Annotated in this window: 23 protein-coding genes; 9 read left to right on the top strand and 14 right to left on the bottom strand. The window is 58.5% G+C overall.

The window, feature by feature from the left end; translation table 11 throughout:
• Positions 1-30: 30 nt before the first annotated feature.
• From aspS to ACR0CR_RS05470, 4 genes are all read right to left on the bottom strand, one after another.
• Positions 31-1806 (bottom strand): aspartate--tRNA ligase, encoded by a 1776-nt coding sequence (aspS, locus tag ACR0CR_RS05455; protein WP_480597454.1) that lies wholly within the window; start codon positions 1804-1806, stop codon positions 31-33.
• Positions 1807-1885: 79 nt separating this feature from the next.
• Positions 1886-2557: a CPBP family intramembrane glutamic endopeptidase gene (locus tag ACR0CR_RS05460; RefSeq protein ID WP_480597455.1), complete on the bottom strand. Its 672-nt coding sequence runs from the start codon at positions 2555-2557 to the stop codon at positions 1886-1888.
• Complete coding sequence (locus ACR0CR_RS05465; protein WP_480597457.1) at positions 2554-3201, bottom strand: aminotransferase class IV family protein; 648 nt, start codon at positions 3199-3201, stop codon at positions 2554-2556. The genes ACR0CR_RS05460 and ACR0CR_RS05465 overlap by 4 nt, the downstream gene beginning before the upstream one ends.
• Positions 3156-4283 carry an aminodeoxychorismate synthase component I gene (locus tag ACR0CR_RS05470; RefSeq protein WP_480597458.1) on the bottom strand — a complete coding sequence of 376 codons (1128 nt, stop codon included), beginning with the start codon at positions 4281-4283 and terminating at the stop codon, positions 3156-3158. The genes ACR0CR_RS05465 and ACR0CR_RS05470 overlap by 46 nt, the downstream gene beginning before the upstream one ends.
• Positions 4284-4460: 177 nt before the next feature.
• Between ACR0CR_RS05470 and carB the strand changes: the two genes are divergently transcribed.
• A complete protein-coding gene (carB, locus tag ACR0CR_RS05475) occupies positions 4461-7805 on the top strand; it encodes a carbamoyl-phosphate synthase large subunit (RefSeq protein WP_480597459.1) in 3345 nt (1114 codons plus the stop codon).
• Positions 7806-7860: 55 nt separating this feature from the next.
• Here carB and ACR0CR_RS05480 read toward each other — a convergent pair whose 3' ends face one another.
• The 3 genes from ACR0CR_RS05480 to ACR0CR_RS05490 are packed head-to-tail and all read right to left on the bottom strand — an operon-like array spanning position 7861 to position 12424.
• Positions 7861-10911, bottom strand: a complete 3051-nt coding sequence (locus ACR0CR_RS05480; RefSeq protein WP_480597461.1) for an efflux RND transporter permease subunit — start codon at positions 10909-10911, stop codon at positions 7861-7863.
• Positions 10912-10922: 11 nt separating this feature from the next.
• On the bottom strand, positions 10923-11960 hold the full coding sequence (locus ACR0CR_RS05485) for an efflux RND transporter periplasmic adaptor subunit (RefSeq protein ID WP_480597462.1): 1038 nt from the start codon (positions 11958-11960) through the stop codon (positions 10923-10925).
• Positions 11957-12424, bottom strand: a complete 468-nt coding sequence (locus ACR0CR_RS05490) for a MarR family winged helix-turn-helix transcriptional regulator (RefSeq protein WP_480597464.1) — start codon at positions 12422-12424, stop codon at positions 11957-11959. The genes ACR0CR_RS05485 and ACR0CR_RS05490 overlap by 4 nt, the downstream gene beginning before the upstream one ends.
• Before the next feature lie 174 nt (positions 12425-12598).
• On the opposite strand from ACR0CR_RS05490, the gene ACR0CR_RS05495 reads away from it, so the two are divergent.
• The gene (locus ACR0CR_RS05495; RefSeq protein ID WP_480597465.1) at positions 12599-13723 is read left to right on the top strand and encodes a beta-ketoacyl-ACP synthase III; all 1125 of its coding nucleotides are present in this window, start codon (positions 12599-12601) and stop codon (positions 13721-13723) included.
• 157 nt (positions 13724-13880) lie between these two features.
• On the top strand, positions 13881-14498 hold the full coding sequence (locus ACR0CR_RS05500) for a hypothetical protein (protein WP_480597466.1): 618 nt from the start codon (positions 13881-13883) through the stop codon (positions 14496-14498).
• An 80-nt stretch (positions 14499-14578) separates the two neighbouring features.
• On the opposite strand, the gene ACR0CR_RS05505 is transcribed toward ACR0CR_RS05500, so the two are convergent.
• A complete protein-coding gene (locus ACR0CR_RS05505; RefSeq protein WP_480597467.1) occupies positions 14579-15040 on the bottom strand; it encodes a hypothetical protein in 462 nt (153 codons plus the stop codon).
• Between the two features lie 357 nt (positions 15041-15397).
• On the opposite strand from ACR0CR_RS05505, the gene ACR0CR_RS05510 reads away from it, so the two are divergent.
• Entirely contained in the window at positions 15398-15976 is a 579-nt protein-coding gene (locus ACR0CR_RS05510) for a thymidine kinase (protein WP_480597469.1), read from the top strand.
• Here ACR0CR_RS05510 and ACR0CR_RS05515 read toward each other — a convergent pair.
• From ACR0CR_RS05515 to ACR0CR_RS05535, 5 genes are all read right to left on the bottom strand, one after another.
• A complete protein-coding gene (locus ACR0CR_RS05515; RefSeq protein ID WP_480597470.1) occupies positions 15973-16923 on the bottom strand; it encodes a 2-hydroxyacid dehydrogenase in 951 nt (316 codons plus the stop codon). The genes ACR0CR_RS05510 and ACR0CR_RS05515 overlap by 4 nt on opposite strands.
• On the bottom strand, positions 16923-17261 hold the full coding sequence (locus tag ACR0CR_RS05520; protein WP_480597471.1) for a tRNA-binding protein: 339 nt from the start codon (positions 17259-17261) through the stop codon (positions 16923-16925). Before ACR0CR_RS05520 ends, ACR0CR_RS05515 begins: the two co-directional genes overlap by 1 nt.
• Entirely contained in the window at positions 17254-18069 is an 816-nt protein-coding gene (gene proC, locus ACR0CR_RS05525) for a pyrroline-5-carboxylate reductase (RefSeq protein ID WP_480597473.1), read from the bottom strand. Before proC ends, ACR0CR_RS05520 begins: the two co-directional genes overlap by 8 nt.
• Positions 18070-18107: 38 nt before the next feature.
• Positions 18108-18608 (bottom strand): YbjN domain-containing protein, encoded by a 501-nt coding sequence (locus ACR0CR_RS05530; protein ID WP_170655909.1) that lies wholly within the window; start codon positions 18606-18608, stop codon positions 18108-18110.
• 311 nt (positions 18609-18919) lie between these two features.
• A complete protein-coding gene (locus tag ACR0CR_RS05535; RefSeq protein WP_170384762.1) occupies positions 18920-19168 on the bottom strand; it encodes an accessory factor UbiK family protein in 249 nt (82 codons plus the stop codon).
• A gap of 97 nt (positions 19169-19265) precedes the next feature.
• On the opposite strand from ACR0CR_RS05535, the gene lgt reads away from it, so the two are divergent.
• The 4 genes from lgt to ACR0CR_RS05555 all read left to right on the top strand — a co-directional run bounded on the left by lgt (position 19266) and on the right by ACR0CR_RS05555 (position 23472).
• Positions 19266-20153 (top strand): prolipoprotein diacylglyceryl transferase, encoded by an 888-nt coding sequence (lgt, locus tag ACR0CR_RS05540; RefSeq protein ID WP_480597474.1) that lies wholly within the window; start codon positions 19266-19268, stop codon positions 20151-20153.
• Complete coding sequence (locus ACR0CR_RS05545) at positions 20150-21217, top strand: class I SAM-dependent methyltransferase (RefSeq protein ID WP_480597475.1); 1068 nt, start codon at positions 20150-20152, stop codon at positions 21215-21217. The genes lgt and ACR0CR_RS05545 overlap by 4 nt, the downstream gene beginning before the upstream one ends.
• Positions 21214-21972, top strand: a complete 759-nt coding sequence (gene pgeF, locus ACR0CR_RS05550; RefSeq protein ID WP_480597478.1) for a peptidoglycan editing factor PgeF — start codon at positions 21214-21216, stop codon at positions 21970-21972. The genes ACR0CR_RS05545 and pgeF overlap by 4 nt, the downstream gene beginning before the upstream one ends.
• A 717-nt stretch (positions 21973-22689) precedes the next feature.
• On the top strand, positions 22690-23472 hold the full coding sequence (locus ACR0CR_RS05555) for a Hint domain-containing protein (protein ID WP_480597479.1): 783 nt from the start codon (positions 22690-22692) through the stop codon (positions 23470-23472).
• Positions 23473-23591: 119 nt separating this feature from the next.
• Here the strand turns inward: ACR0CR_RS05555 and ACR0CR_RS05560 are convergent, their stop codons facing one another.
• Entirely contained in the window at positions 23592-24092 is a 501-nt protein-coding gene (locus ACR0CR_RS05560; protein WP_170655919.1) for an Lrp/AsnC family transcriptional regulator, read from the bottom strand.
• 226 nt (positions 24093-24318) lie between these two features.
• Between ACR0CR_RS05560 and trxB the strand changes: the two genes are divergently transcribed.
• The gene (trxB, locus tag ACR0CR_RS05565; protein WP_480597480.1) at positions 24319-25260 is read left to right on the top strand and encodes a thioredoxin-disulfide reductase; all 942 of its coding nucleotides are present in this window, start codon (positions 24319-24321) and stop codon (positions 25258-25260) included.
• The last annotated feature ends 131 nt before the right edge of the window (positions 25261-25391 follow it).

Here is a 25391-nt window from a genome sequence, read left to right on the forward strand (position 1 = left end):
AACGCCCGCACAAGGGCGGGCGAAATTCGATCACTCTTGCGGGATAATCCGCAGCCCGAGGTCCATCAACTGATCCGAGGTCGGATCAGAAGGCGCGTCCATCATCAGGTCTTCGGCGCGTTGGTTCATCGGGAACATCATGACCTCGCGGATATTGGCCTCATCCGCCAGCAACATCACGATCCGGTCGATGCCCGCAGCACAGCCGCCGTGCGGCGGCGCACCATAGTGGAAGGCATTAAACAGCGCGCCAAAGCGAGACTTCACCTCATCCGCGCCGTAGCCTGCGAGCTCAAAGGCCTTCAGCATGATCTCTGGCTTATGGTTCCGGATCGCGCCTGAAACCAGTTCGTAGCCGTTACAGGCCAGATCATACTGATACCCACGCACGTCCAGGGGGTTGCCGTTCAGCGCATCCATCCCGCCCTGTGGCATCGAGAACGGGTTATGTTCAAAGTCGATCGCGCCGGTTTCTTCGTCCTGCTCATAGATCGGGAAATCAACGATCCAGGCAAAGGCAAAGCGGTCTTTTTCGGTTAGGCCAAGCTCTTCGCCGATCACATCGCGCGCTTTGCCCGCGACCTTTTCAAAGGCTTTGGGCTTGCCGCCCAGGAAGAACGCGGCATCGCCCACACCCAGGCCCAGCTGCTGACGGATCGCCTCGGTCCGCTCGGGGCCGATGTTCTTGGCGAGCGGTCCTGCAGCTTCCATCCCTTCACCCTGATCGCGCCAGAAGATATAGCCCATGCCGGGCAGACCTTCTTTCTGGGCGAACGCATTCATCCGGTCACAGAATTTGCGGCTGCCCCCGGTCGGCGCTGGGATGGCGCGAATTTCAGTGCCGTCCTGCTCCAACAGCTTCGCGAAGATCGCGAAGCCAGACCCGCGGAAGTGGTCGGAGACCACTTGCATTTTAATTGGATTGCGCAGGTCGGGCTTGTCGGTGCCGTACCACAGGGCCGCGTCCTTGTACGAGATCTGCGGCCAGTCCTGATCCACTTTGCGACCACCGCCGAACTCTTCGAACACGCCGGTCAGAACAGGCTGAATGGTGTCGAACACGTCCTGCTGTTCAACAAACGACATCTCAAGGTCCAACTGGTAGAAGTCGGTCGGGGAACGGTCGGCGCGCGGGTCTTCGTCCCGGAAACACGGGGCGATCTGGAAGTACTTGTCAAAGCCCGACATCATGATCAGCTGTTTGAACTGCTGCGGAGCCTGCGGCAGCGCATAGAACTTGCCCGGATGCAGGCGCGAGGGCACCAAGAAGTCGCGCGCGCCTTCAGGCGACGAGGCTGTGATGATCGGCGTCTGATACTCGCGGAACCCCTGATCCCACATGCGGCGGCGCATCGAAGCCACGACGTCAGAACGCAGGGTCATGTTCTGCTGCATCGCCTCGCGACGCAGGTCCAGATAGCGATAGCGCAAGCGGGTTTCCTCAGGGTATTCCTGATCGCCGAACACCATCAGCGGCAACTCATCGGCCGCGCCCAAAACTTCCAGCTCGCGCACGTATACCTCGATCTCACCGGTCGGCAGTTTCGAGTTTACCAGTTCAGGGTCGCGCGCTTTGACATTCCCGTCGATGCGGATGCACCACTCGGATCGCACTTTCTCAAGCTCGGCAAAAGCCGCGCTGTCGCCGTCGCACAGAACCTGTGTCACGCCAAAATGGTCGCGCAGGTCGATGAACAGCACGCCGCCGTGATCTCGGACCCGATGCACCCAACCAGACAGGCGGACGGTTTCACCGACATTGGCGGCGGTCAGTGCGGCGCAGGTGTGGCTGCGATAGGCGTGCATGGATCATATCCCTTCGGGCGCAGAATTCGTCGCGCCGATACACCCTGTCAGGTCCGGAAAGTCAAGCCAGCTTGGCCCGTCAAAACGGCCTTTGCACGTTGCCCGAGTAGAAATAGATGCCCAGACCGGCAGCGAAGATAATATTGCCCGCAATGGCGTGCAGCAGGACCGCGTAGAAAAACGACCCGCGTTTGCGATAGGCCCAAGTAAACAGCAACCCTCCGCCAAAGGTCATAATGGCGACGATCCAGCTCCAGTACATCAGGTGTGCCAGTGAAAACAGGGCCGCGTTCAGTAGATAGGCGGCTATCCCGTCTGGCAAAATCGCATGGTACCGACGGAAGAACAGCGATCGAAACAGCAATTCCTGCGGCAATGCCGACAGTATCGGATAGAACAACCAGATCATGGCCAATAGCTCGGGGCGAACCCTTAGCAGGGCAAAGGCGGCGTCCGGACGGGTCATCTGCACGAGCGCCGTGCACAGTACCGCCATTGCGACCGTGAAGCCCAAAACCTCGGGCCAGGACCAGTTTCGCCAGTTGTCGCGAAGCTCGGCCCAGGAAAAACCGGGTGTGTAGTGCAGCAGCAAAATTCCAATAGAGGTGAATGACAGCAGCGCGGTGAACATCCGGTTGGGTGGTAAGAACACGGCAATGGCGATGGGCACCACGATGAAGAACAGACAGAATTCCAGACGCAGCCACATATGCGGAGTGGCGGCTCGGGCCCAATCGCTTTGTTTACTCACTGATTTGCTCGCTCTGCTCGGATCAGGCCCCTGAGGGAATTCCCGACATAGATGTTTCTTGCGTTTTCGAGATCGGTCATGGTCAGGACCGCCTCGGTTACGTCACCGTTATCCAGCAACTCTTCGCGAAGGATACCCGGCAACAGCCCGCAGGTTAACGCGGGCGTCAAAAGACGACCACCCGGCATTTCGAGAAAGAGGTTGGTGATCGTCCCTTCACACAACTCGTCCCGCTCGTTCAAGAATATCAGTTCGTTGACATCCATCGGCAACGCGGCGCGGGCATTGTCGTAAACCTGACGTTGCGTTGTCTTGTGCCGCAACCAAATGTCAGAAGAGTCGAGGCGTGTTTCGGCCAAGCCCAATCTCCAATGCGCGGGGTTGGTTGTCATCGGAGAGCTTGTCACCTCGCACCGACCCTCTGTGTCGAGCGTAAGGCGGCACCGCAATTCGCCGTCCCCGTCCACTTGGTTCAGACATTCGATAGCGGTCGGCGTGTCGAATCCGATGCCCAGCGCTGCAGCGGTCCGCGCCATACGGGCTAGATGCCGGTCGCGACGCACAAATCCCTGGCCGGGTTTAAAGCCCAACGTCTCGATTATGCGGAAGTCAGGGTCAGCTGGTGCGCAAAGCGGGCCTTCCATAACGCCTCCTCGTATTCCGATGGGGCCGTGCTGTCCCAAACCACGCCGCCGCCGACGTTGAGCGTGGCTTTGCCGTCTTCGACCATCAGCGTGCGGATCGCCACATTGAATTCCGACCGTCCGTCCGGCGCGGCCCAGCCGATTGCCCCGCAATAAATGTCTCGCGCCCACGGTTCGAGGTCTGAGAGGATTTCCATCGCGCGTATCTTGGGCGCGCCGGTGATGGAACCGCATGGGAACAAGGCGGTCAGGATGTCAGACAGGCCCGCGCCCCGATGCAACTGCGCCTGCACCAGCGATACCATCTGGTGAACGGTGGCATAGGTCTCGACCTTGAACAGCTCGGGCACATTGACTGATCCGGCCAGCGCCACGCGGCTGATATCGTTGCGCAGCAGATCGACGATCATCAGGTTCTCGGCCCGGTTCTTATCGTCTGATGACAAAAACGCACGGCGCCGCGCATCCTCAACCGGGTCTTCGCTGCGCGGCTGTGTGCCCTTCATCGGGCGCGTTTCGATCCGCCCGTCCGCATCGGTGCGGAAAAACAGTTCGGGCGAGCGGCTGAGCAAGTCGGGCAACCCGTCCTGTTGAACCAATGCGCCGTGCCCAACCGGCTGCCCGGCTGAGAGCGCCGCGTACAGCCCCGCACTGTCGCCGTCGACGGTCAGGTCGATGGGGAAGGTCAGGTTTGCCTGATAGATATCGCCCGCACCGATGGCATCATGCACCTGGCGAAAAGCCTTTGCATATCGGGCTTCGTCCCAGCGCGGTGTGAATTCGGCGATCCCACCCGCCGGAGGTGGCAGTTCCTGCGACAAAGGGGCGTTGTAGACCCCAAAGCACAGCAACGGCAGGCGACGACCTTGGGGAAGGCGGTCACTCAGGCGCGGTTCTAACGTATAGCCGAGTTCATAACTGGCGTATCCGGCCAGCCAGGCACCATCCCTGCGCGCCGCATCCAGCGCCGCCATCGCCTGCGGCACGTCCTCCGCCCTGTCTGCGCGGATGACCTGTGCGGGCCGGTCAAAGCTGGTGCCCGGTCCGGCCGGTCCTTGATCGAAACGAATACGCACTTGCATCCTCATTTGCCGTGCTGCGCGGTATAGAGAATACGGCAACAAGGGAAAGGGGGGAAAGCGGCAATTTCACCGCTGTTTCCGATAGCTCTTGCACCTTTTCGCGCGGTCCCTATAACGCAGGACAATTTGGGCGCTGGGGCGGTGCCCTGACTCGCGGACAATCGAAGGAACAAGGCCATGCCGAGAAGAACCGACATCCAGTCGATCATGATCATCGGGGCGGGCCCCATTGTCATCGGTCAGGCCTGCGAATTCGACTATTCCGGCGCTCAGGCCTGTAAGGCGCTGCGTGAGGAAGGATACCGGGTCATTCTGGTGAACTCGAACCCCGCGACGATCATGACCGACCCCGGCTTGGCTGACGCGACATATATTGAGCCGATCACGCCCGAGGTTGTCGCAAAGATCATCGAGAAAGAACGCCCCGACGCCCTGCTGCCCACCATGGGTGGGCAGACCGGTCTGAACACCTCGCTGGCGCTGGAAGAGATGGGTGTTCTGGACAAATTCAACGTCGAGATGATCGGCGCCAAGCGCGACGCCATCGAAATGGCCGAAGATCGCGCCCTGTTCCGTGAGGCGATGGACCGCCTGGGCATCGAAAACCCCAAGGCCGAGATCGTGACTGCGCCCAAGGATGATACCGGCAAGAAAGACCTGGATGCTGGTGTGGCGCTGGCTCTGGACACGCTTGAAACCGTCGGCCTGCCTGCAATTATCCGTCCCGCCTTTACGCTGGGTGGTACGGGCGGTGGCGTGGCTTATAATCGTGAGGATTACATCCACATTTGCCGCTCGGGTATGGATGCCTCGCCCGTTGGTCAGATTCTGATCGACGAAAGCCTACTGGGCTGGAAAGAATACGAGATGGAGGTGGTGCGCGACACTGCCGACAACGCCATCATCGTCTGTTCCATCGAAAACGTCGATCCGATGGGTGTGCATACCGGCGACTCGATCACCGTGGCCCCGGCGCTGACTCTGACCGACAAAGAATACCAAATCATGCGCAACCACTCGATTGCCGTGCTGCGCGAGATCGGTGTCGAAACCGGCGGCTCGAACGTGCAATGGGCGATCAACCCGGTCGATGGCCGCATGGTCGTGATCGAGATGAACCCGCGCGTGTCGCGCTCATCCGCTCTGGCCTCCAAAGCGACCGGTTTCCCGATTGCCAAGATCGCCGCGAAACTGGCCGTGGGTTATACGCTGGACGAGCTGGACAACGACATCACCAAGGTCACGCCCGCATCGTTCGAGCCGACCATTGACTATGTCGTCACAAAAATCCCGAAATTCGCCTTCGAGAAATTCCCCGGCTCGGAGCCCTACCTGACCACCGCTATGAAATCGGTGGGTGAGGCCATGTCCATCGGTCGCACGATCCACGAATCGATGCAAAAGGCGCTGGCCTCGATGGAATCGGGTTTGACCGGGTTTGATGAGATCGAAATCCCCGGTCTGAATGTTGGTGTTTGGGACGAAGCCGACGACAAGGCTGCCGTGATTAAGGCGATCAGCCAGCAGACACCGGATCGTCTGCGCACCATCGCGCAGGCCATGCGGCACGGGCTGAGCGACGACGAAATCTTCGGCGTCACCAAGTTCGACCCGTGGTTCCTCGCCCGTATCCGCGAGATCATCGAAGCCGAGCGTCAGGTCCGCAAAGACGGCCTGCCCGTCACCGAGGACGGCATCCGCAAACTGAAAATGCTGGGTTTCACCGATGCGCGTCTGGGCAACCTGACCGGTCGGGACGAGGCCAACATCCGCCGCGCCCGCCGCAATCTGGGCGTGCACGCTGTTTTCAAACGGATCGACACCTGCGCGGCTGAGTTCGAAGCGCAGACGCCCTATATGTACTCGACCTACGAAGCCCCGATGATGGGCGAGGTTGAGTGCGAGGCCCGCCCAAGCGACCGCAAGAAGGTTGTCATACTGGGCGGCGGTCCGAACCGGATCGGTCAGGGCATCGAGTTCGACTATTGCTGCTGTCACGCCTGTTTCGCGCTGACCGATGCGGGGTATGAGACCATCATGATCAATTGCAACCCCGAGACCGTGTCGACCGACTATGACACTTCGGACCGGTTGTATTTTGAACCGCTGACCTTCGAGCACGTCATGGAAATCCTGACGAAGGAACAGGAAAGCGGCACCCTGCACGGTGTGATCGTTCAGTTCGGTGGCCAGACACCTCTGAAATTGGCGCACGCGCTGGAAGACGCTGGCATTCCGATCCTCGGAACCACCCCGGACGCGATTGATCTGGCCGAAGACCGTGAACGCTTTCAAGCATTGGTCAACGATCTTGGACTGAAACAGCCCAAGAACGGGATTGCGTCTACCGACGAACAGGCGCTGGAGATCGCCGAAGAGATCGGTTTCCCTCTGGTCATCCGCCCCTCTTATGTTTTGGGCGGGCGTGCGATGGAAATCGTGCGCGATATGGACCAGCTGAAACGCTATATCAACGAGGCCGTTGTCGTCTCGGGCGACAGCCCGGTTCTGCTGGACAGCTATCTGGCCGGAGCGGTCGAACTGGACGTGGATGCACTGTGTGATGGGTCGGACGTGCATGTCGCGGGCATCATGCAGCATATCGAAGAGGCTGGCGTGCACTCAGGCGACTCGGCCTGTTCACTCCCGCCCTATTCATTGTCCGAAGATGTGATCGACCGGATCAAGGAGCAGGCGTTCAAACTGGCCAAGGCGCTGAATGTCGTCGGCCTGATGAACGTTCAATTCGCGATCAAGGATGATGAGATCTACCTGATCGAAGTGAACCCCCGTGCCTCGCGCACAGTACCGTTTGTGGCCAAGGCGACCGACAGCGCGATTGCGTCCATCGCCGCGCGCATTATGGCTGGCGAGAAACTGTCGAACTTCCCGTTGCGCCCACCGTACCAAGAAGGCAAAGACACCAAAATCGCGGATCAAATGACTTTGGCCGATCCGGACATGCCTTGGTTCTCGGTCAAAGAGGCGGTGATGCCATTCGCCCGTTTCCCCGGCGTCGATACGATCCTTGGTCCGGAAATGCGCTCGACGGGCGAAGTTATGGGCTGGGATCGCGACTTCCCGCGCGCCTTCCTGAAGGCGCAGATGGGGGCCGGCATGGTTCTGCCGTCCTCGGGGCGCGCATTCATCTCGATCAAGGATGCGGACAAGGGCAAGGCCATGCTTGAGGCGGCACAGGTTCTGACCGCGCAGGGGTTTTCGCTGGTGGCGACACGGGGCACGCAAAGCTGGCTGGATGCTCAGGGCGTAGCCTGCGAGGTGGTCAACAAGGTCTATGAGGGCCGCCCAGACGTTGCCGACATGCTGAAAGACGGTCAGGTGCAATTGGTGATGAACACGACCGAAGGCGCGCAGGCGGTTGAAGACAGCAAGGCCATCCGCTCGATCGCGCTCTATGACAAAATCCCCTATTTCACGACCGCTGCGGGGTCACATGCGGCGGCTTTGGCAATCAAGGCGCAAGCCGAGGGTGATGTCGAGGTAAAGTCGCTGCAGGGGTAACCCGCTAAGTTGGACAATGAAAAGCCCCGGCAGAATTTGCCGGGGCTTTTTTCGCTTAAACAACCGGTTGTGGTGCCAACGCGCGCTTTTCGTCGCGGCCAAAGAACAGCAGATAGAAGACCGGCGCCGCGACCATGGTCAGGATCGTGGCAAAGGCCAGACCGCCCATGATCGTGACCGCCATCGACACGAAGAAGGCGTCCGTCAGCAGAGGTGCCATGCCCAGAATGGTCGTGATCGCGGCCAGCATCACCGGGCGCAGACGCGAAACTGAGGCTTCGATGATCGACTCGCGCAAAGCTTTGCCCGTGGCGCGGACCAAATCGATCTCTTCGACCAGCACGATGCCGTTCTTGATCAGCATCCCCGACAGGCTGAGCAGCCCCAGCAGCGCGGTGAAGGTGAACGGCAGCCCAGTGCCCAGCAATCCGATGACAACGCCGTTCACCGACATTGGAACCAAAAGCCAGATGATGATCGGCTGTCGGATCGCGTTGAACAGCAGGATCGAGATCAGAACCATGATCAGCAGGCTCAGCGGGAGTTGCCTTCCAAGACTGGCTTGCGCATCGCCCGAGTCTTCAAACTCGCCGCCCCATTCCAATTTGTAGCCTAGCGGCAGGTCCATATCCTCAATCGCGCTGCGAACCTCGGCATGAACCTGTGCCGCGGTCAGCTCCGGCGGAATGTCCGCACCGACGGTGATCGTCAGAACACGGTCGCGACGGTGAACAAGCGTGTTAAGCGCCCGATACTCGAACCCATCGACCATCTGCTCGATGGGCACAAATCGTTCTGACTGATCGGAATAGACCACCTGATCGACAATCGAATAATCGCCATCAGCGGGTCGGCGTAAAATGATCGGGATCAGGCGGTCTCGTTCACGCAGGACCCCGCCGGTAATTCCGTCGGTCGAAAACTGAAGAGTTGCAGCAATATCTTCGCGGGTGACACCCGCCGTCTGCGCCCGTTCGGTCGCGTAGATCGGCTGCACCGCCAGTTCCTGCTCGCGCCAGTCGTGGTGGACATGCAGCGCATTGGGCGATGCGGCAGCCATTCGCTGCACAGCTTCGTCCGCCAACTGACGCAGCACCACCGGATCACTGCCCGAGAACCGGGCCTGGATGGGGTCACTGCCACCGGGGCCAAAGATCAGGCGTTTCGTACGAAACTCTCCTTCGGGGAACTGCGCCGCACCGAATGCCTCCAACTCGGCCTGCAGTGCCGGGATATCGTCCAGCGTTTCCGTTCTGATGATCATATGCCCATAGCTGGGGTTCGGCTTTTCCGCCGCATAGGTCAGCATGAACCGCGTCGCCCCTTGCCCGACGAACGTGGTGACCGACACCACGTCATCGCGGTCTACCAGCCAGTTTTCGAACACGGCCATATCCTCGGCGGTGCGGGAAATCGGTGTACCCTGTGGCAGTTTGTAGTGCACAAAGAACAGTGGCGTGTTCGAGTTGGGGAAGAACTGTTGCTTCATCAGGCCAAAGCCCGCGTAGCAGACAACCGTGATCCCGACCAGACCTGCGACGACCAGCCAACGGAACCGCAACGCCCAGCGCAGAATTGCGCCGTAGACGCGGAACAGAATGCCACCATAGGCGTCAATTTCGCCTTCCTTGCCCTGTTTGAAAAAGTAATGTCCCAGCATCGGAGTCACGGTAATCGCCAACAGCCAACTGAGCAGCAGCGAGATGCCGATGACCGCAAAAAGCGAGAACAAGAATTCCCCCGTCGCATCGGGGCTGAGGCCAATACCGGCAAAAGCCATGATCCCGATCACGGTCGCGCCCAGCAACGGGATTTGCGTTTTCGAAGATACATCCTCGGCCGCATCGCGCGAGGATTTGCCGCGCAGCATCGCAATCTGCATCCCTTCGGCCACGACGATCGCGTTGTCTACCAGCATTCCCATGGCAATGATCAGCGCGCCCAACGAGATTCGCTCCATCTCGATGGAGAACATCGCCATGAACAGCACGGTTCCAACAACCGTCAGCAAAAGGGTCGAGCCCACTACGATTGCCGCGCGCCACCCCATGAAGATACCCAGAACAGCGACCACAATGGCGACCGACATCGCAAGATTTACGAGGAAATCGTTCGAAGCCTGCTCAACCACAACATGCTGCTGATAGATCGGCAGGACTTCGACGCCATAGGGAATTGAGCCGTCAAGTTCAGCCAGTTTGGCGTCAGCGCGCTTGCCGACCTCGACGATGTTTTCGGTGGCCAACCCGGCAATACCCAAGGTGAACGCTTCGGTTCCATCAAACCGGATGATGATATCGGGATCGGTTTGGCGGTCGCGGTAGACATCAGACATGTCGAACAGATTGATCACCTGCCCTTGCGACCCCACCGAAAGCCCTGCAATGGCCGACACGCTGTCGGACCCTTCGGCGGTCAGGATCGTGGTTCGGTCACTTTCGGACCGCAGCGACCCCGACGCGTTGACCGAATCCGCATTAGCGATGGCTTCGTTGATCGCCTGCAGTGGAACGTTCTGGTTAACCGAGATTGAAAGGTCAGGTTCCACGAAAATGGCCTCGTCCGGCAGGCCCTGCACTTCGACATCGGCGACACCGTCAACCGTCAGCAACTCGCGCCGCAGGAACGTGGCCAGGTCGTGCTTTTCCGCATCGGAAAACCCATCCGCCGTCACCGCGTAGAACAGGCCGAACACATCGCCAAAACCGTCATTCACATAAGGTTCACTGACACCCGACGGCAATCCACGGGCGGCGTCGCGGACCTTGGCGCGTAGGCGGGTCCAGATATCCGGCAGTTCAGTGCCGTCATAGATCGACTTAATCTCGACCTCGATCAGCGATCGGCCCGGCTGGTTGATCGAGGTGATGACGTCCACCTCTCCCATCTGTTGGATGGCGGATTCCAGCGGTTCCGAGACCTCAAACGCGACCTGTTCGGCCGTCGCGCCGGGATATTGCGTGGCAATGACCGCCTGTTTGATCGTGAAGGCCGGATCTTCCAATCGACCCAGAGACAAGAAGCCCCAGATGCCGCCAATCAGGGCAATCAGGATGATCAACCACGTATAGAGCGGCCGGTCGATCGAGGCGCGTGCGATGCTCATGACGCCCCCCTTTAGTTCGCGAAGCCGGCAAAGCGGCGAACAGATTGGCCATCGGCCAGTGTTGCACCCCCGGCCACCACAATCTCGTCCCCGTCCGAAAGGCCCGTGATCACCTGAACCTCACCAGTTTGAGTGGGCTCAATCGTGACAGGAACACGCGTGACCGTACCTTCATCAGCGCCGCCCGGAGAAAAGACAACCACGCCCAGCCCCCCCTGCGCATCCGCGACGATTGCCGTTGGGGGCACAAAAATCCCGGTGCGCTGGTCCTGGACCTGCACGTTTACCGTCACGGACGAGCCCGGAAGGATCTGCAGGCCCTCAGGCGGCGTTAGACCGAATTGAATGCGGAACGTTTGCCCGACACTTGACGATTCGGCATCAAACTCGCGGATTTCCAGCGGAAAAATCTCATCGCTGACCGGGAACCTGGCCGTGATGGTGATGTCGTCCTCTTGCCCGGACCTTTGGAACAGGATTTCTGGCACGTCCACTTCGATGCGCAATTCGGACATGTCATGGAGACGCACAATCGGAGTGCCCGCAGAAACAGTCGTAAACGCCTCGACCGCGCGGCTAGAAACCAAAGCGTCGAACGGAGCGGTTAACGTCGCATGCTCTAGCGCATATTCGGCATCGCGCGCCGCGATTGCGGCCAGTTGCGCCGCCGTCTCGGCGTCATCGACGGCCACCTGACTGGCCGCCGTTCCGCGCAAGCGGGACAAGCGCGCAACGGTTCGGTCTGCCTGGTCCTTTTGCAGGCGCGTCCGGTCATGCTCTCGCTCGAACGGTTCCTGATCTAAGCGGGCGATCAGTTCCCCCTGCGGGATGACAAACCCTTCAGAAATCGGCATCTCGACGATCTGACCCGAGACCTGAAACGCCAGATCAACCGTCTGACGCGCCGCGACGCGCCCAAAAAATTGGCGCGAGAACCCAGGCGTGGTTTCAGAAACCTGCATCAGCTTTACCGGTTTGGGGGCCTCTTGCGCGAAACCCGGCAGGCCAGCTATGGCAAATGCAAGGGTCAGTGTGGTCAGGATTTTCATTTTGTCAGCCCCTCGGGAATTCCGGTTTTCAAAACGTTTTCGCGTATTTTCTGTGCCAACCGCGCGAAATCGGCTGTTTCTTCCGAGTTCAAGCCCGCAGCGCTGCGGAATAATTCACCTGCCATCGCTACCAGCATGTTCCGTGTCTTTTCGCCTTTGTCAGTCAGAACCAGCAGCCACGCCCTGCGGTCGTCGGGGTCGCGTTCCCGTGTCAGATACCCGGCCTCGGTCAGCGCGTCAGCGGTCGCGGTGATCGTCGACGGGACGGACAGCATATCCGCCGCCAAAACTCCCATTCTTTTTGGAGTCCCAAGTTTAATCAGCATGTGGCATTCTTGATGGCTCAGCGGGGTTTCGATGCGGTCAAAGCTTTCCTCAAGCTTCCAGTAGAGCGCATAGACGCCCATCATTGCCTCTATTTCCGGGCTCATTCGATTGGTTCTTCCGCCAAGATCAACTTCCATGCCGCCCTCCTTGAACAATCGGGTCGGATATACTTCAAAAAATGAACTATTCAAGAGGTGAAGTTTCCCTTTACCCCCTTCCCCAAGGTAACCATCCGTTGATTTGGTCATCATGTCTTGATCAATTCGCATTGTGACTGCATTTTGAGCGAACCCAAAAGTTCAGGACCCACCATGTACACGCCCGCCATCACCGGTTCCGGTGTTTTCACGCCAGAACATGTCATTACAAACGCCGAACTGGTCACAGCGTTCAACGCCTATGCTGATAAAAAGAATGCAGAAAATGCGGAAGCGATCGCGGCCGGCGAAATGGAGCCGATGCAGCATTCCTCGGAGGAGTTCATCATTAAGGCGTCGGGTATCGAGAATCGCTTTGTCGTAGACAAGGAAGGGGTCCTCAACCCCGACATCATGCACCCGACTTTAAGACAGCGCAGTGATGATGAACCGGGCATCATGACAGAAATGGCAGTGGACGCCTGTCGCAAGGCTCTGAAGCAAGCCGGGCGCTCTGCGGAAGACGTCGATCTGGTGATCTGCGCGGCGTCAAACCACGAGAGAGCCTATCCGGCGATCGCAATCGAAATTCAGGACGCGCTTGGAATCGAAGGATTCGGGTTTGACATGAACGTCGCCTGTTCTTCGGCCACATTCGGCATTCAGGCTGCGGCCGACATGATCCGTTCGGGCTCGGTCCGCTCGGCGCTGGTTGTGAACCCCGAGATTTGCACCGGCCATCTGGAATGGCGCGACCGTGATTGTCATTTCATTTTTGGCGACGTTGCAACGGCGACGCTGATCGAACGCATCGAAGATGCCAAGGGCCCGCACTTCGAGATTCTGTCAACACGCTGTGCGACCGAATTTTCCAACAACATCCGCAACAACCTGGGCTTCCTGCGCCGCACGCGGCCTGACGGGGTGGAGGACCGGCGTGACATGCAGTTCATGCAAAACGGGCGCAAAGTCTTCAAAGAAGTGCTGCCAATGGTCAGCAAGCATATCAACGACCACATGGACTCGGAAGGTGTGGATAGCGCAGATCTGAAACGCCTGTGGCTGCATCAGGCCAACAAATCCATGAATGATTTCATCGGCAAAAAAGTTCTGGGGCGAGACCCTGAACCCGGCGAGCAGCCAAACATCCTGCAAAATTATGCCAACACGTCTTCCGCCGGGTCCATCATCGCGTTTTCACAGAACTCCGACGATCTGTCTGCCGGAGATGTCGGGCTTATCTGTTCCTTCGGGGCAGGTTATTCGGTAGGCTCGGTGATCGTAAAACGCCACGAATAGTCGCCGAACCGCCGGTTTTGCCAGTCTACACAATGGGGTACCGGCGGGTTTCCTAAAGGTAAGTTCAGAAGACGGAAATTTCTCCTTAATTCGCCCTCCACATATCGGGATCGGGTGCGTGATGCATCTGCGTGATCTGAAATGAGGAGATTTGGCGATGCGTAAACGCGCAATCAACGGCATGGCGGCGTTTGTGGCCGTTCCTGCCATCAGCCTGCTGGCGACAAGCGCCGCAGCCGAGACCGAAATTTGTACCGCGAACCTGGCAAGGTCGGCCGCCAATTCCGGCGATTATGAAACGCTCTGCGACTGCTCGCAGGTGACCAAGGGCTTTGTTCTGCACCTGCAGAACCGGTCTGACTTTGCCAATGTCCTGCAGAACACCTCTCAGCAATGTGTGGGGTTGGCCGAGCTGTTGACCGACTTGCCCACAGCCTCGGTTCAGAATGCCAATTTCGGAGAGGCGCGCAGCAGCGATGGCTCGTCAGGCTCGACCGGGCCTGGACCGGGTGACAACGCGGGCTCGGGCGGGGGCAGCAGCTCGCCGGGTGATGGCGCCGGACCGGGCGACGGCGGAAGTGACCCGGGCGATGGCGGCGATGGTGGCGGCAAGCCGGGCGACGGCGGCGGCAAACCCGGCAAGGGCGGAGAAGGCAAACCCGGCAAAGGTGATGGCAAGGGTAAAGGCGACGGAAAAGGCAAAGGTAAGGGTGAAGGAAAAGGAAAGGGCAAAGGCGACGGGAAAGAAAAGGGCGGCGGCAAGGGCAAAAGATAAAGCTACGCCCGAAACCTGCGCAGCGCTTGGCAACTTCGGTGCCGCGCTGCGTATTCACCCATACCGAATACAGGAAAGTGTTAGCTGACGCTTTCCTCTTCCAAATGCAGCTTCATCTCGATCAAAACCTGCTGCAGCATACTGGTTTCCTTCAACAGGCGCTTGGCTTCGTTGACCGTAATAATTCCATCCTCAATCGCGGATTGATATTCGGTCATCAGCATCGCAAAACGCTGGCTTAGAGCGATAACGTCAGAATTTACTCCGCCCGTGCGCGGCCCGTCTGAATTTCGCCCGTCATAAGACAGAGTGATATTCTTGAGATCCGCAAGCGCTGAGGTCACATGCGGGTAATTTGCCGCATTTTCCAATTGTGCGACCGCATCCACCGGCATGAAGCGATCTGCGTGCTCCGCATTGTCGGAATAGTATCTTCCCAGTGTTGCTTTGGACTTTCCAGTGATTTCACACGCCGCTTCAATGCCGACATCCTTAACCAACGCTTCGGTGTGCTTTTTCAGATAGGCCCCGATATCTGCCATTGTGCTCCCTTTGTTACCTGCGCACCCGCCCTCTGCCTGTCCAAGCCGGGGAATGGGTGGAGAAATTTCCCATATCCCAGTCATAATGGAAAGGGCATAAATTAACTATCCCTCAGATATGCGGGGATTTTGTGAGTGAGTGGCGGCCTTTGATGCCGGTAATGAGTAACAGCGAGGCACTTTTGTTCGCCTCGCCTTGTCTTGGCCTTGTGCAGGCCAACGGCGTCGCTGTTGCGGTAGCTGGGTTATCCATCCCCAAGAGCATCTGCTCGGCCTTTGCGACCGTAATGGCGGCGTCACCCCCCAAGGTCTAACCAAGGCTTGCCCCTTGGAACCGCGCCAATTAGACCCGGAACCATGGCAAAACTATACTTCAACTACTCGACCATGAACGCGGGCAAATCGACCGTGTTGCTGCAGGCATCCCACAACTATCGCGAGAGGGGGATGGACACATATCTGATGACCGCCGCATTGGACGGGCGGGCCGGTGTCGGGAAAATCGCGTCGCGCATCGGAATTTCTGCCGAAGCCGATACGTTCAGTCCCACCGATGACGTTTTTGCCATGATCGAAGCCCGGCTGAACCAAGACAAGGTCGCCTGTGTGTTCATAGATGAGGCGCAATTCCTGACCGAAGATCAGGTCTGGCAACTGGCCCGTACTGTGGACGACTTGAACGTTCCCGTGCTGGCTTACGGGTTGCGGGTTGATTTTCAAGGGCGGCTGTTTCCCGGCTCTGCCGCGTTGCTGGCTTTGTCGGACGAAATGCGCGAGGTGCGCACGATCTGCAAATGCGGACGCAAAGCGACAATGGTCATCCGGCAGGACGAAAAGGGCGACACAATCACCGAAGGTGCGCAGGTGCAGATCGGCGGGAACGAGACTTACGTCTCGCTCTGCCGCAAGCACTGGCGTGAGGCTGTGGGGGCCTAAACGGGGTTAAGTAAGGGACGCCCAGCCGCAAAGGCCGCGACATTGTCCAGTGCCATCTGTCCCATATCGGTCCGAACCTCTTCGGTCGCAGTGCCCAGATGAGGCAACAGTGTCACGTTCTCCATCTCTGTAAGGGCCTTGGGGACCGCGGGTTCGAATTCATAAACGTCTAGCCCCGCCCCGGCGATCTGCTTGGATTTCAAAGCTGAAATCAGCGCGGTTTCGTCAACGACTTCGCCGCGTGCAATGTTGATCAGGATGGCCGAAGGGTTCATGGCCGTAAGAATCTGCGCGTTGATCAGATGCCGGGTTTCCGCACCACCTGGCACTGCAACGATTAGGAAATCCACTGAGGTTGCCAAAGCCATCAGGTCTGAGACGTATTCTACGGGGAAGTCCACATCTTTAGCACTTCGCGATTGATACGCCACTTGCATCCCAAAGCCAAAATGGCATCGCCGCGCAATCGCTTGCCCGATGCGGCCCATACCCACGATCCCAACCCGTTTTCCGGTCACGTGATGACCCAGCATCTGGGTGGGGTGCCAGCCCTGCCAATCCCCCATTCGAACCAGCCGCTCTCCTTCGCCAGCGCGGCGCGCGGTGGACAATAGCAGGGTCATGGCGATGTCCGCCGTGGCGTCCGTGACGGCGCCCGGCGTGTTGGTGACATTGATCCCAGCGGCTCGTGCCGCCTCGACGTCGATGTGATTGTATCCAACGCCAAAATTGGCCAACAGCTTACAGCGCGGCTTTGGGACATCCGCAATCAATTGCGCCGAGAACAGGTCTCCGAGCGTTGGTACGACCACGTCAAACTCGGTCAGCGCGCGGCGCATCTCATCCAGTTTCATGGGCAAGGTCTCGCTGCGAATTTCAACATCGAATTCGGCGCGGGCGCGGGCCTCGACCGCAGCTGTCATTGGGCGGGCAATCAACAGCTTCATCAGTGCATCCGCCCACCAACAGGAACCTCTCCGTCCGGTCCGATCAACACGATCTCGCCATTCTCATCGGGCAGACCAAGGACCAGAACTTCGGACATGAACCGGCCGATCTGGCGTGGCGGAAAGTTCACCACGGCCATCACCTGTTTCCCAACAAGGGTCGCCGGATCGTAGTGCGTAGTGATCTGGGCTGAGGTCTTGCGTTCACCAATCTCGTCGCCGAAATCGATCCACATCTTTATCGCTGGCTTTCGGGCCTCTGGGTATGGTTCCGCGTGGATCACTTGGCCCACGCGGATGTCGACCTTGAGAAAGTCGTCAAACGAAATCTCACTCACGAGACAGCTCCTTGGATCGGTCGGTGGCTGCTTTGACCGCGCGGTGCAACAGGTCTGGGAAACCTTGTTCTTCGTGCATCAAAACCTCAAGCGCGGCTTGGGTGGTGCCGTTGGGGGACGTGACATTCACGCGCAGTTGCGACGGATCCTCGTCGGATGCCATCGCCAGCGCCCCTGCTCCGGCCACGGTCGATTTTGCCAGTCGCATCGCCAATTCGTGGGGCAAACCTTGCGCCTGCCCGGCGGCAGCAAGGGTTTCGATCAGGTGAAACACATATGCGGGGCCTGATCCGCTAAGCCCAGTAACCGCATCCATCTGGGATTCGTCGTCCAACCGGACGGTCTCACCGATGGCGGACAGAAGGTTCTCGGCCATGGAGACATCCGCATCGGATGCGACCGAATTTCCGATCAGGGCCGTGATCCCCTGCCGGATCGCGGCCGGTGTGTTTGGCATTGCACGCACGATAGGGGTGCCCGCGCCCAATACGGATTCAAAAGTAGAAATTGACGTTCCGGCAGCGACCGAAACAAATAGGCTGCCACCGCCGCCCAGCGCCTTTATCGCGGGCAATGCCTCGCCCATCATCTGAGGTTTGACGGCCACCAGCACAACGGCGGGCGCCTCGGGCAGCGGAGTGTTGATATTGACGCCCTGCGCCTTCACCCAATCCGAGGGGAACGGATCCACAACCCAGACCGAAGACGCCGGAAGGCCATGCTCTAGCCATCCGGCGAGCATGGCCGATCCCATCTTGCCGCATCCCAGAAGGACCAACCCCTGTTCGGCGACCCGTGACATGTCCATGATTGCCCCTCCCCCCTTATTCGGTTCGGGGCAAAGCTTTACGCGCGGCCGTAGGCCTCTGCAATGGCGACTTGCATTGCTTCTTCTGGATCACGGTTGCCCCACGTGACCAGTTGGATTGCCGGGTAATAGCGCTCGGCACTCAGAACAGCGGCGGTGATCATCGTGTCAATCTGTTCGGGGCTTGCCATCTGTCCCCCGGCCAGAACCAGACCATAGCGATAAACCATCAGCTTCTGGTTCGCCCAATAGGTGAACGCCCCGGCCCAGCACTGATCGTTCATTTTGTTCAAAAGCGCGTACAGTTCGCTCTCGCGCTCGGCCGGCGGCTCCATCTCGAACGAGCAAACCATGCGCAGGGTTTCGTCAAAATTCGACCAGGCCAATGTAATCGAGTATGTGCGCCACTGCCCCTCGACAGCCATGGCGATCTGATCGTCGCCGATGCGGTCAAAATCCCAGTCGTGATGTTCGGCCAGGTGCTCAACAATATCGATCGGATGAAGGTCTTCTTCGAGAAACTGTTCGGAAAGGGCCATAATGCCACCTCACTATTATCTAGCATTTTGGGGCTGGCAGCGCCCCAGCGCTAGTTGCCTGCTCTACAAGCCGGGCTTCCCCCGTGGGCCTGTACTAAATATGGTGCGCTGTGGGTGAGACTCTGACAACCCCCATTTTTGGGGATAACAGCAATAAGTTGTGGACGAATGGCAACGGCGCTCAAAATATTGGCGTCAGCCTCAGCTTTGCCTTGATTAATTTCCGCGCGGCGGCATGATGCACGGCACCGCCCAATCCGTTCTGCGAATTGCGCGGTGCGTGATTTTTCTTACAGAGTTGAAAGCGTGCGTTACTTGTCCAGCTTCGCCTCAAGCGCGGCGATCCGCTCTTCAAGTGCGGCGTTTTCCTCGCGCGCTTTTTGGGCCATCGCGCGCACGGCATCGAACTCCTCGCGTGTGACGAAATCGCGATCGGCCAGCCACCGGTCAATCATTGACTTCATCGCATTCTCGGCCTCCTCCCGCGCGCCCTGCGCCACGCCCATGGCGTTGGTCATCAGCTGGGATACGTCGTCCAGTATTTTGTTGCGGGTTTGCATGGGTTCCCTCCGGTTTCGCGGTTGCTCTCTATATGGGGAAAGATATCGCCGGGCTCAAGGTTGACTTGCCCTGCAATCCCCGGGCAATGAGACGCACATGCAGGCTGTTCTGAATTTCCCCGATCTGTCACCCGAATTGTTCTCGATCTCGCTGTTCGGGATGGAATTCGCGCTCAGGTGGTACGCGCTGGCTTACATCGCGGGCATTCTGATTGCGTGGCGTATGGGGGCGATGGCGTTGAAACGCCCTGCTTTATGGCCCAACAAAACCCCTCCGATGCGCCCCGAACAGCTTGAAGATTTGCTGACCTGGATCATCGTCGGCGTGATTCTGGGTGGGCGACTGGGCTTCGTGCTGTTTTATCAACCCGCATATTACCTGTCGCATCCGCAGGACATTTTGAAAGTCTGGCAAGGTGGCATGGCCTTTCACGGCGGGCTGCTGGGTGTCGTTATTGCGTCGTACCTGTATGCGAAGCGTCATCAGATTCCGGTTCTGTCGCTTGCAGATTTGATCGCGCACGCGGTGCCGCCGGGGCTGCTGCTGGGAAGGTTGGCCAATTTCACCAACGCAGAGCTTTGGGGACGCCCCAGTGACTTGCCGTGGGCCGTAGTCTTCCCTGGTGCAGCCGCGCAGGACTGCCGTGACGTGGTCGCGGGCCTTTGCGCGCGGCACCCATCGCAACTTTACGAAGCCGCGCTCGAGGGGCTTTTACTGGGGCTGGCGTTGTTGTGGTTGGCTTACAGACGTGGCGCATTTCAGCGGCCCGGGCTGATCATGGGTGTTTTTCTCGCAGGCTATGGCGCGTCACGGTTTGTCGTCGAATTCGTCCGGCAGCCGGATGCTCAGTTCATCTCAGCGGGCAATCCGCTTGGGTTGGCCTGGCACTTCGGCGGGTACGGTCTGACGATGGGCCAATTGCTGTCGCTGCCCATGATCGCACTGGGATTGTGGTTCGCCCTGCGCGCTAGGGCTGCGCGGTGACCCTTAAGGACCACTTACTGGCGCGCATTGCGCAGGACGGTCCGATGAGCGTGGCCGATTACATGACCGAATGTCTGCTGCATCCAACATTGGGCTACTATTCCACTCGCGATCCGCTGGGGGCTGAAGGGGATTTTGTCACCGCCCCCGAAATCAGCCAAATGTTCGGCGAGCTGATCGGGCTCAGCTTGGCTCAGTCCTGGATGGATCAAGGGAAACCGGACCGGTTCACTCTGGCCGAGCTGGGTCCCGGACGCGGCACATTGATGGCCGATATACTGCGCGCAACGCGCAACGTACCGGGATTTGTTGATGCAGCGGATATTGTTCTGTTCGAAGCCTCGCCAACACTGCGGGACATTCAGGCGAAAACCCTGACAGGTTGCGCACCCTGCTGGATCGACACCATCACAGATTTGCCCGATGCGCCGCTGTTTCTTGTCGCAAACGAGTTCCTTGATGCGCTGCCCATCCGACAATTCCTGCGTGACGGCGACGGTTGGCGGGAACGGCTGATCGGAGCAGACGGCGAATCGCTCACCTTCGGGCTGGGACCTTGTACAGATCAGGTGGCACTGACGGCGCGGCTGGAAGACACAACAGACGGCGACCTGATCGAATTGTGTGCACCGGCGATTCCGATTGTGACCTTCATCGCCAGCCGGATCGCGACGCATGGCGGGACTGGCCTGATTGTGGACTACGGCGACTGGCGCTCGCTCGGCGACACATTTCAGGCCCTTCGCGCGCATAAGCGAACCGACACGCTGGACACACCGGGACAAGTCGATCTGACCGCGCATGTGGATTTCGAGCCATTGGCGATAGCAACCCGCGCGGCGGGATGTGCCCATAGCCGATTGACCCCGCAGGGCGTGTTTCTTGAGCGGTTGGGCATCACTGCCCGAGCTCAGTCGCTGTCCAAGGGCTTAAGCGGAAATGGGCTGGACGCATTGGTCGCCGCACATCGCCGGTTGACGCACCCGGATGAAATGGGAAATCTGTTCAAGGTGATGGGAATTTACCCGTCCTACGCCGCACCTCCTCCGGGACTGGAACCATGACGCTGGAAATTCTGACTTCAGATTTGATGTCGCCCGTTCGGCACGGGTTCTTCACCCGGCGCGGCGGCGCCTCATCAGGTATCTTCCAAGGTCTGAATTGCGGGACAGGGTCCTCGGACCTGTCCGAGGCGGTGGCTTTAAACAGACGCCGGGTGGCCGAGGCCATGGATGTGGCACCCGAATCCATGGTTGGAGTGTATCAGGTGCACTCACCCACCGTTGTTGCCGTTGATCGACCCTTGGACGGCGACAAACCTAAGGCTGACGCGCTGGTGACGGCAACTCCGGGATTGGCGCTGACGATACTAACGGCCGATTGCCAGCCGGTGTTATTTGCCGACCCAGACGCAAAAGTGATCGGCGCCGCACATGCGGGTTGGCGCGGCGCGTTGGACGGTGTGCTCGAAGCGACGCTGGACGCAATGGAAACGCTTGGCGCGCGGCGTGAAAACACTGTTGCTGTCATTGGCCCAACAATTTCCCAACAAGCCTACGAAGTCGGGCCAGAATTCTTGGATGACTTCATGGCGGATTCCGCGGAAAACACACGCTTCTTTGCCAATGGGCAAGGCGAAAAGCTGCAATTCGACCTTCCGGCTTTTGGCCTGCACAAGCTGCGCCAAGCCGGGATTGGACAGGCGGAATGGACCCGCCACTGCACCTATTCTGACCCGGATCGGTTCTATTCCTACCGACGTGCTACACATGAGAATGAGGCTGACTACGGGCGTCTGATTTCGGCGATCAGACTGTAGAGTTAGCCTGAAATAAGGCAGCCTTGCCCACATTCCGCCACATTTGTTGTGTTTATGTGTCACGGAATCGTTTCAAATTATCAACGAAACTCAGTCATATACCGTTTAATGGTCACAAATGGACTGGGTTAAATCGCGAAAGGACTCCACAACCTTCGATTTGTCCTCAATTCATCCCGGATCAGCCACAACTGCGCCGCAAATCAGCGTCATACAGAAGGCTAGATCAGAACAGGGGCATCAGACCCCGCGAGGAGCAGGACAAATGAAGAAAAGATCACGCTTTCTGAGCGCAGTCATGGCGACCGTGAAAGCACAAGAGCCGGAAATGCCCTGGAAGCGTGTTTCAAGTCACTCTGCCCGGGTTCAGCGCCGATTGGCGTCCCGGCGATAGCAAGAATACCCACAAGACCAGCTGCCGGTTTTGTGGGGAAAGGCGCATAGCGGGCGTTACTCCGGCCTGAAATGTGACATCGCAGATGGGTTTGCGATTTTTTCGGAGTGTGTGTGCGTAGGCAATTTTAGCTTGCGGTTTATGAGTTTGTCTGGGGGGTCAGAGTATTGACCAAAATACACCTGTTTTCATTCGCGGCGCGGCGCCTTTGCAGCGGTCGCCCGATGATTGCCCTATTGATTAAAGACAAAGAACATGTCGGCCAGGCGAAATGCACGGGGGTTCAGCCCGCTGGGTCGATTTTTTAGAGGGGTGGAAAGTCAATGACTATTCCAAATTCTCTGGCCCGCGCGGCCAGAAACGCGGTTGAGACGTCTGCACTATTGCGCGACGCACCTCGGCCAACGACAAGCCCAAAGGCACAGCTGAGGCGATACGAGGTCAGTTCACTGCTGGCGAATGGCAATGTGGCACAGACACGCCATATCGCGCCAGCGCTGCCCATGTTCGAGGACGCATTTTGTGCGTTTACTCGGGGGTCTCTGGTTGAAACGCCGCTCGGACCAATGGCGATCGAGGATCTGATGCCGGGTGACGAGGTTCTGACACAAGATGGTTCCTGTGAGACGGTCGTTTGGAAGGGCGCTGTCACATTGATTCCGGGGCGTGAAGACACGCGCGGACGAACACGGCCTTTGACCCGGATTATGGCCGACACGTTTGGCATGCAAAAGCCTATGTCAGGGGTGATTGCTGGTCCATCGGCGCGCCTGCTGGGAACACCCGCGCACCTGCGGCACTTGCACGGGGGTCAGCCGATTCTGACACCTGTTGGCGAATTCCAAGACGGTACGAGCGTAATTGAAACGCTGCCGCCTACTCCGGTGGAACTGTTTCACATATGTCTGAAGCGGCATTCCGTCATCCGGGTCGACGGGCTTCAGTTCGAGACTTACCATCCCGGAGTGAATGCGGTTCGGATGATCAGCCACTCTTTGCGGTCGATCTATCTAAACCTTTTCGCACATATCGAATCATTGAACGATTTCGGACCCTTGCTTATGCCGCGGGCCGGAGATGGAGAGGTAGACGCGATCACTGCGTGAAAGTGTTAACTGTAACTGCAAATGTGGGGGCATCATGCAGATATTACTAAGTTGGGTGTTTTTTCTTGCGGTGGCAGCTGTGCTGCCACCGAGCACAGCGGCCGGAGGCGTGACCAGGTTCAGGCCGTCCGACTCATCCGCTCTTCCAATACGTCAAATGGTACGCCTGGCTCGTCTTTTGCGCCTCGGATAACCAGAGATGTTTTAACGCTGGCCACGTTCGGCGTGGTCAGCAACTCACCCGTCAGAAACTGCTGAAAACTGCTGAGGTCGGGGGCAACGCATTTCAGGATGAAATCAACCTCGCCGTTCAGCATGTGGCATTCGCGGACCAAAGGCCACTCGCGGCAGCGATCCTCGAATGCGCTCAGTTCCGCTTCGGCCTGGCTTTCCAGACCGACCATGGCAAAGACCTGAACTTCGAACCCCAATTCGCGGGCGTTAACCTCGGCGTGATAGCCGCGAATGTAGCCGGATTCCTCAAGCGTCCGCACGCGTCGCAGGCATGGCGGCGCTGAAATACCGACACGTTTTGCAAGCTCGACATTGGTCATGCGACCGTCCGCCTGTAACTCTGCCAGAATTTTGCGGTCGATTTCATCGAGCCGGGTCGCAACCATCGCGCACTCCTGAGTTTTCAGTTCTTATAACAGCCCCCATTCAAGGCGCAATAATCTTTCGCTGTTGCGCAATAATCTTTGCTTACTCTGCCCTGGCGTCATGCAAGCCATTCGCTCAGAGCAATTCAGCCCTGCGTCAGGAAAGGGCTTTAAGCCCTGCCCCGCCATCGCTATATCCATCGGCACTGGGCAAAATGCCCGCAAGGCAGATCGAGTTGGGGGTACCATGGCCGACACAAGACACACTAGGGTTCTGATCATCGGTTCAGGACCGGCCGGATACACGGCAGCTGTTTACGCAAGCCGCGCCATGCTGGAACCCATCTTGGTGCAGGGCATTGAACCGGGCGGTCAGTTGACGACAACAACCGAGGTTGAAAACTGGCCCGGCGACACCGAGGTTCAGGGCCCCGATCTGATGGTTCGGATGCAGGACCATGCAAAAGCCATGGGCACAGAAGTGATCGGCGACATCATTAGCGATCTGGATCTCAGCCAGCGGCCTTTCACCGCCAAAGGCGACAGCGGTACTGTCTACACGGCCGATGCGGTGATCCTGGCCACTGGCGCGCGCGCCAAATGGCTGGGCCTTCCCTCGGAAGAGAAATTCAAGGGCTTTGGTGTGTCTGCCTGCGCCACTTGCGACGGGTTCTTCTATCGCGGGCAAGAGATCGTTGTGATCGGTGGCGGCAACACGGCGGTCGAAGAAGCTCTGTTTTTGACCAATTTTGCGAGCAAAGTGACCTTGATTCACCGCCGGGATGAGTTGCGGGCCGAGAAGATTCTGCAAGACCGCTTGATGAAAAACGAAAAGATCGAACCCCTGTGGTTCCACGAGTTGGATGAGGTCATCGGGACTGACGCACCTCTGGGTGTCGAAGGTGTCCGCGTCAAGAACGTCAAAACCGGCGAGATCACCGAGATTCCTTGTAAAGGCGTCTTCGTTGCCATAGGCCACGCCCCTGCGAATGAGTTGGTCAAGGACACTCTGGACACACATATGGGCGGTTATGTCGTGACCAAACCTGGCACGACCGAGACTTCGGTTCCGGGTGTTTTCGCCGCTGGGGATCTGACGGATCACGTCTATCGCCAGGCCGTGACCAGCGCCGGAATGGGATGCATGGCCGCGCTGGACGCCGAGCGTTTTCTGGCCGAAAACGACTGAATATGCACGAACACAATCGGCGGCTGCGTTTGGTTGTTGTTTTTTTTGTGCTTTGGTTTTGTGGTGTTTGACGGTCTGAGCGCCGAGCGGTGAGCATGTTTGATCTTTTTTGTCAGACGGGCGCGCGGGCG

This window comes from Ruegeria sp. AM2, assembly GCF_056540685.1.

Bases quoted from the DNA above. Each gene is read 5' to 3' on its own strand.
- pgeF (WP_480597478.1), top strand. From the start codon at position 21,214: ATGACGCTGGAAATTCTGACTTCAGATTTGATGTCGCCCGTTCGGCAC.
- ACR0CR_RS05480 (WP_480597461.1), bottom strand. From the start codon at position 10,911: ATGAGCATCGCACGCGCCTCGATCGACCGGCCGCTCTATACGTGGTTG.
- carB (WP_480597459.1), top strand. From the start codon at position 4,461: ATGCCGAGAAGAACCGACATCCAGTCGATCATGATCATCGGGGCGGGC.
- ACR0CR_RS05530 (WP_170655909.1), bottom strand. From the start codon at position 18,608: ATGGCCCTTTCCGAACAGTTTCTCGAAGAAGACCTTCATCCGATCGAT.
- ACR0CR_RS05555 (WP_480597479.1), top strand. From the start codon at position 22,690: ATGACTATTCCAAATTCTCTGGCCCGCGCGGCCAGAAACGCGGTTGAG.
- aspS (WP_480597454.1), bottom strand. From the start codon at position 1,806: ATGCACGCCTATCGCAGCCACACCTGCGCCGCACTGACCGCCGCCAAT.
- ACR0CR_RS05485 (WP_480597462.1), bottom strand. From the start codon at position 11,960: ATGAAAATCCTGACCACACTGACCCTTGCATTTGCCATAGCTGGCCTG.
- ACR0CR_RS05510 (WP_480597469.1), top strand. From the start codon at position 15,398: ATGGCAAAACTATACTTCAACTACTCGACCATGAACGCGGGCAAATCG.
- proC (WP_480597473.1), bottom strand. From the start codon at position 18,069: ATGGACATGTCACGGGTCGCCGAACAGGGGTTGGTCCTTCTGGGATGC.
- lgt (WP_480597474.1), top strand. From the start codon at position 19,266: ATGCAGGCTGTTCTGAATTTCCCCGATCTGTCACCCGAATTGTTCTCG.
- trxB (WP_480597480.1), top strand. From the start codon at position 24,319: ATGGCCGACACAAGACACACTAGGGTTCTGATCATCGGTTCAGGACCG.
- ACR0CR_RS05495 (WP_480597465.1), top strand. From the start codon at position 12,599: ATGTACACGCCCGCCATCACCGGTTCCGGTGTTTTCACGCCAGAACAT.
- ACR0CR_RS05535 (WP_170384762.1), bottom strand. From the start codon at position 19,168: ATGCAAACCCGCAACAAAATACTGGACGACGTATCCCAGCTGATGACC.
- ACR0CR_RS05490 (WP_480597464.1), bottom strand. From the start codon at position 12,424: ATGGAAGTTGATCTTGGCGGAAGAACCAATCGAATGAGCCCGGAAATA.
- ACR0CR_RS05470 (WP_480597458.1), bottom strand. From the start codon at position 4,283: ATGCAAGTGCGTATTCGTTTCGATCAAGGACCGGCCGGACCGGGCACC.
- ACR0CR_RS05515 (WP_480597470.1), bottom strand. From the start codon at position 16,923: ATGAAGCTGTTGATTGCCCGCCCAATGACAGCTGCGGTCGAGGCCCGC.
- ACR0CR_RS05505 (WP_480597467.1), bottom strand. From the start codon at position 15,040: ATGGCAGATATCGGGGCCTATCTGAAAAAGCACACCGAAGCGTTGGTT.
- ACR0CR_RS05500 (WP_480597466.1), top strand. From the start codon at position 13,881: ATGCGTAAACGCGCAATCAACGGCATGGCGGCGTTTGTGGCCGTTCCT.
- ACR0CR_RS05560 (WP_170655919.1), bottom strand. From the start codon at position 24,092: ATGGTTGCGACCCGGCTCGATGAAATCGACCGCAAAATTCTGGCAGAG.
- ACR0CR_RS05465 (WP_480597457.1), bottom strand. From the start codon at position 3,201: ATGGAAGGCCCGCTTTGCGCACCAGCTGACCCTGACTTCCGCATAATC.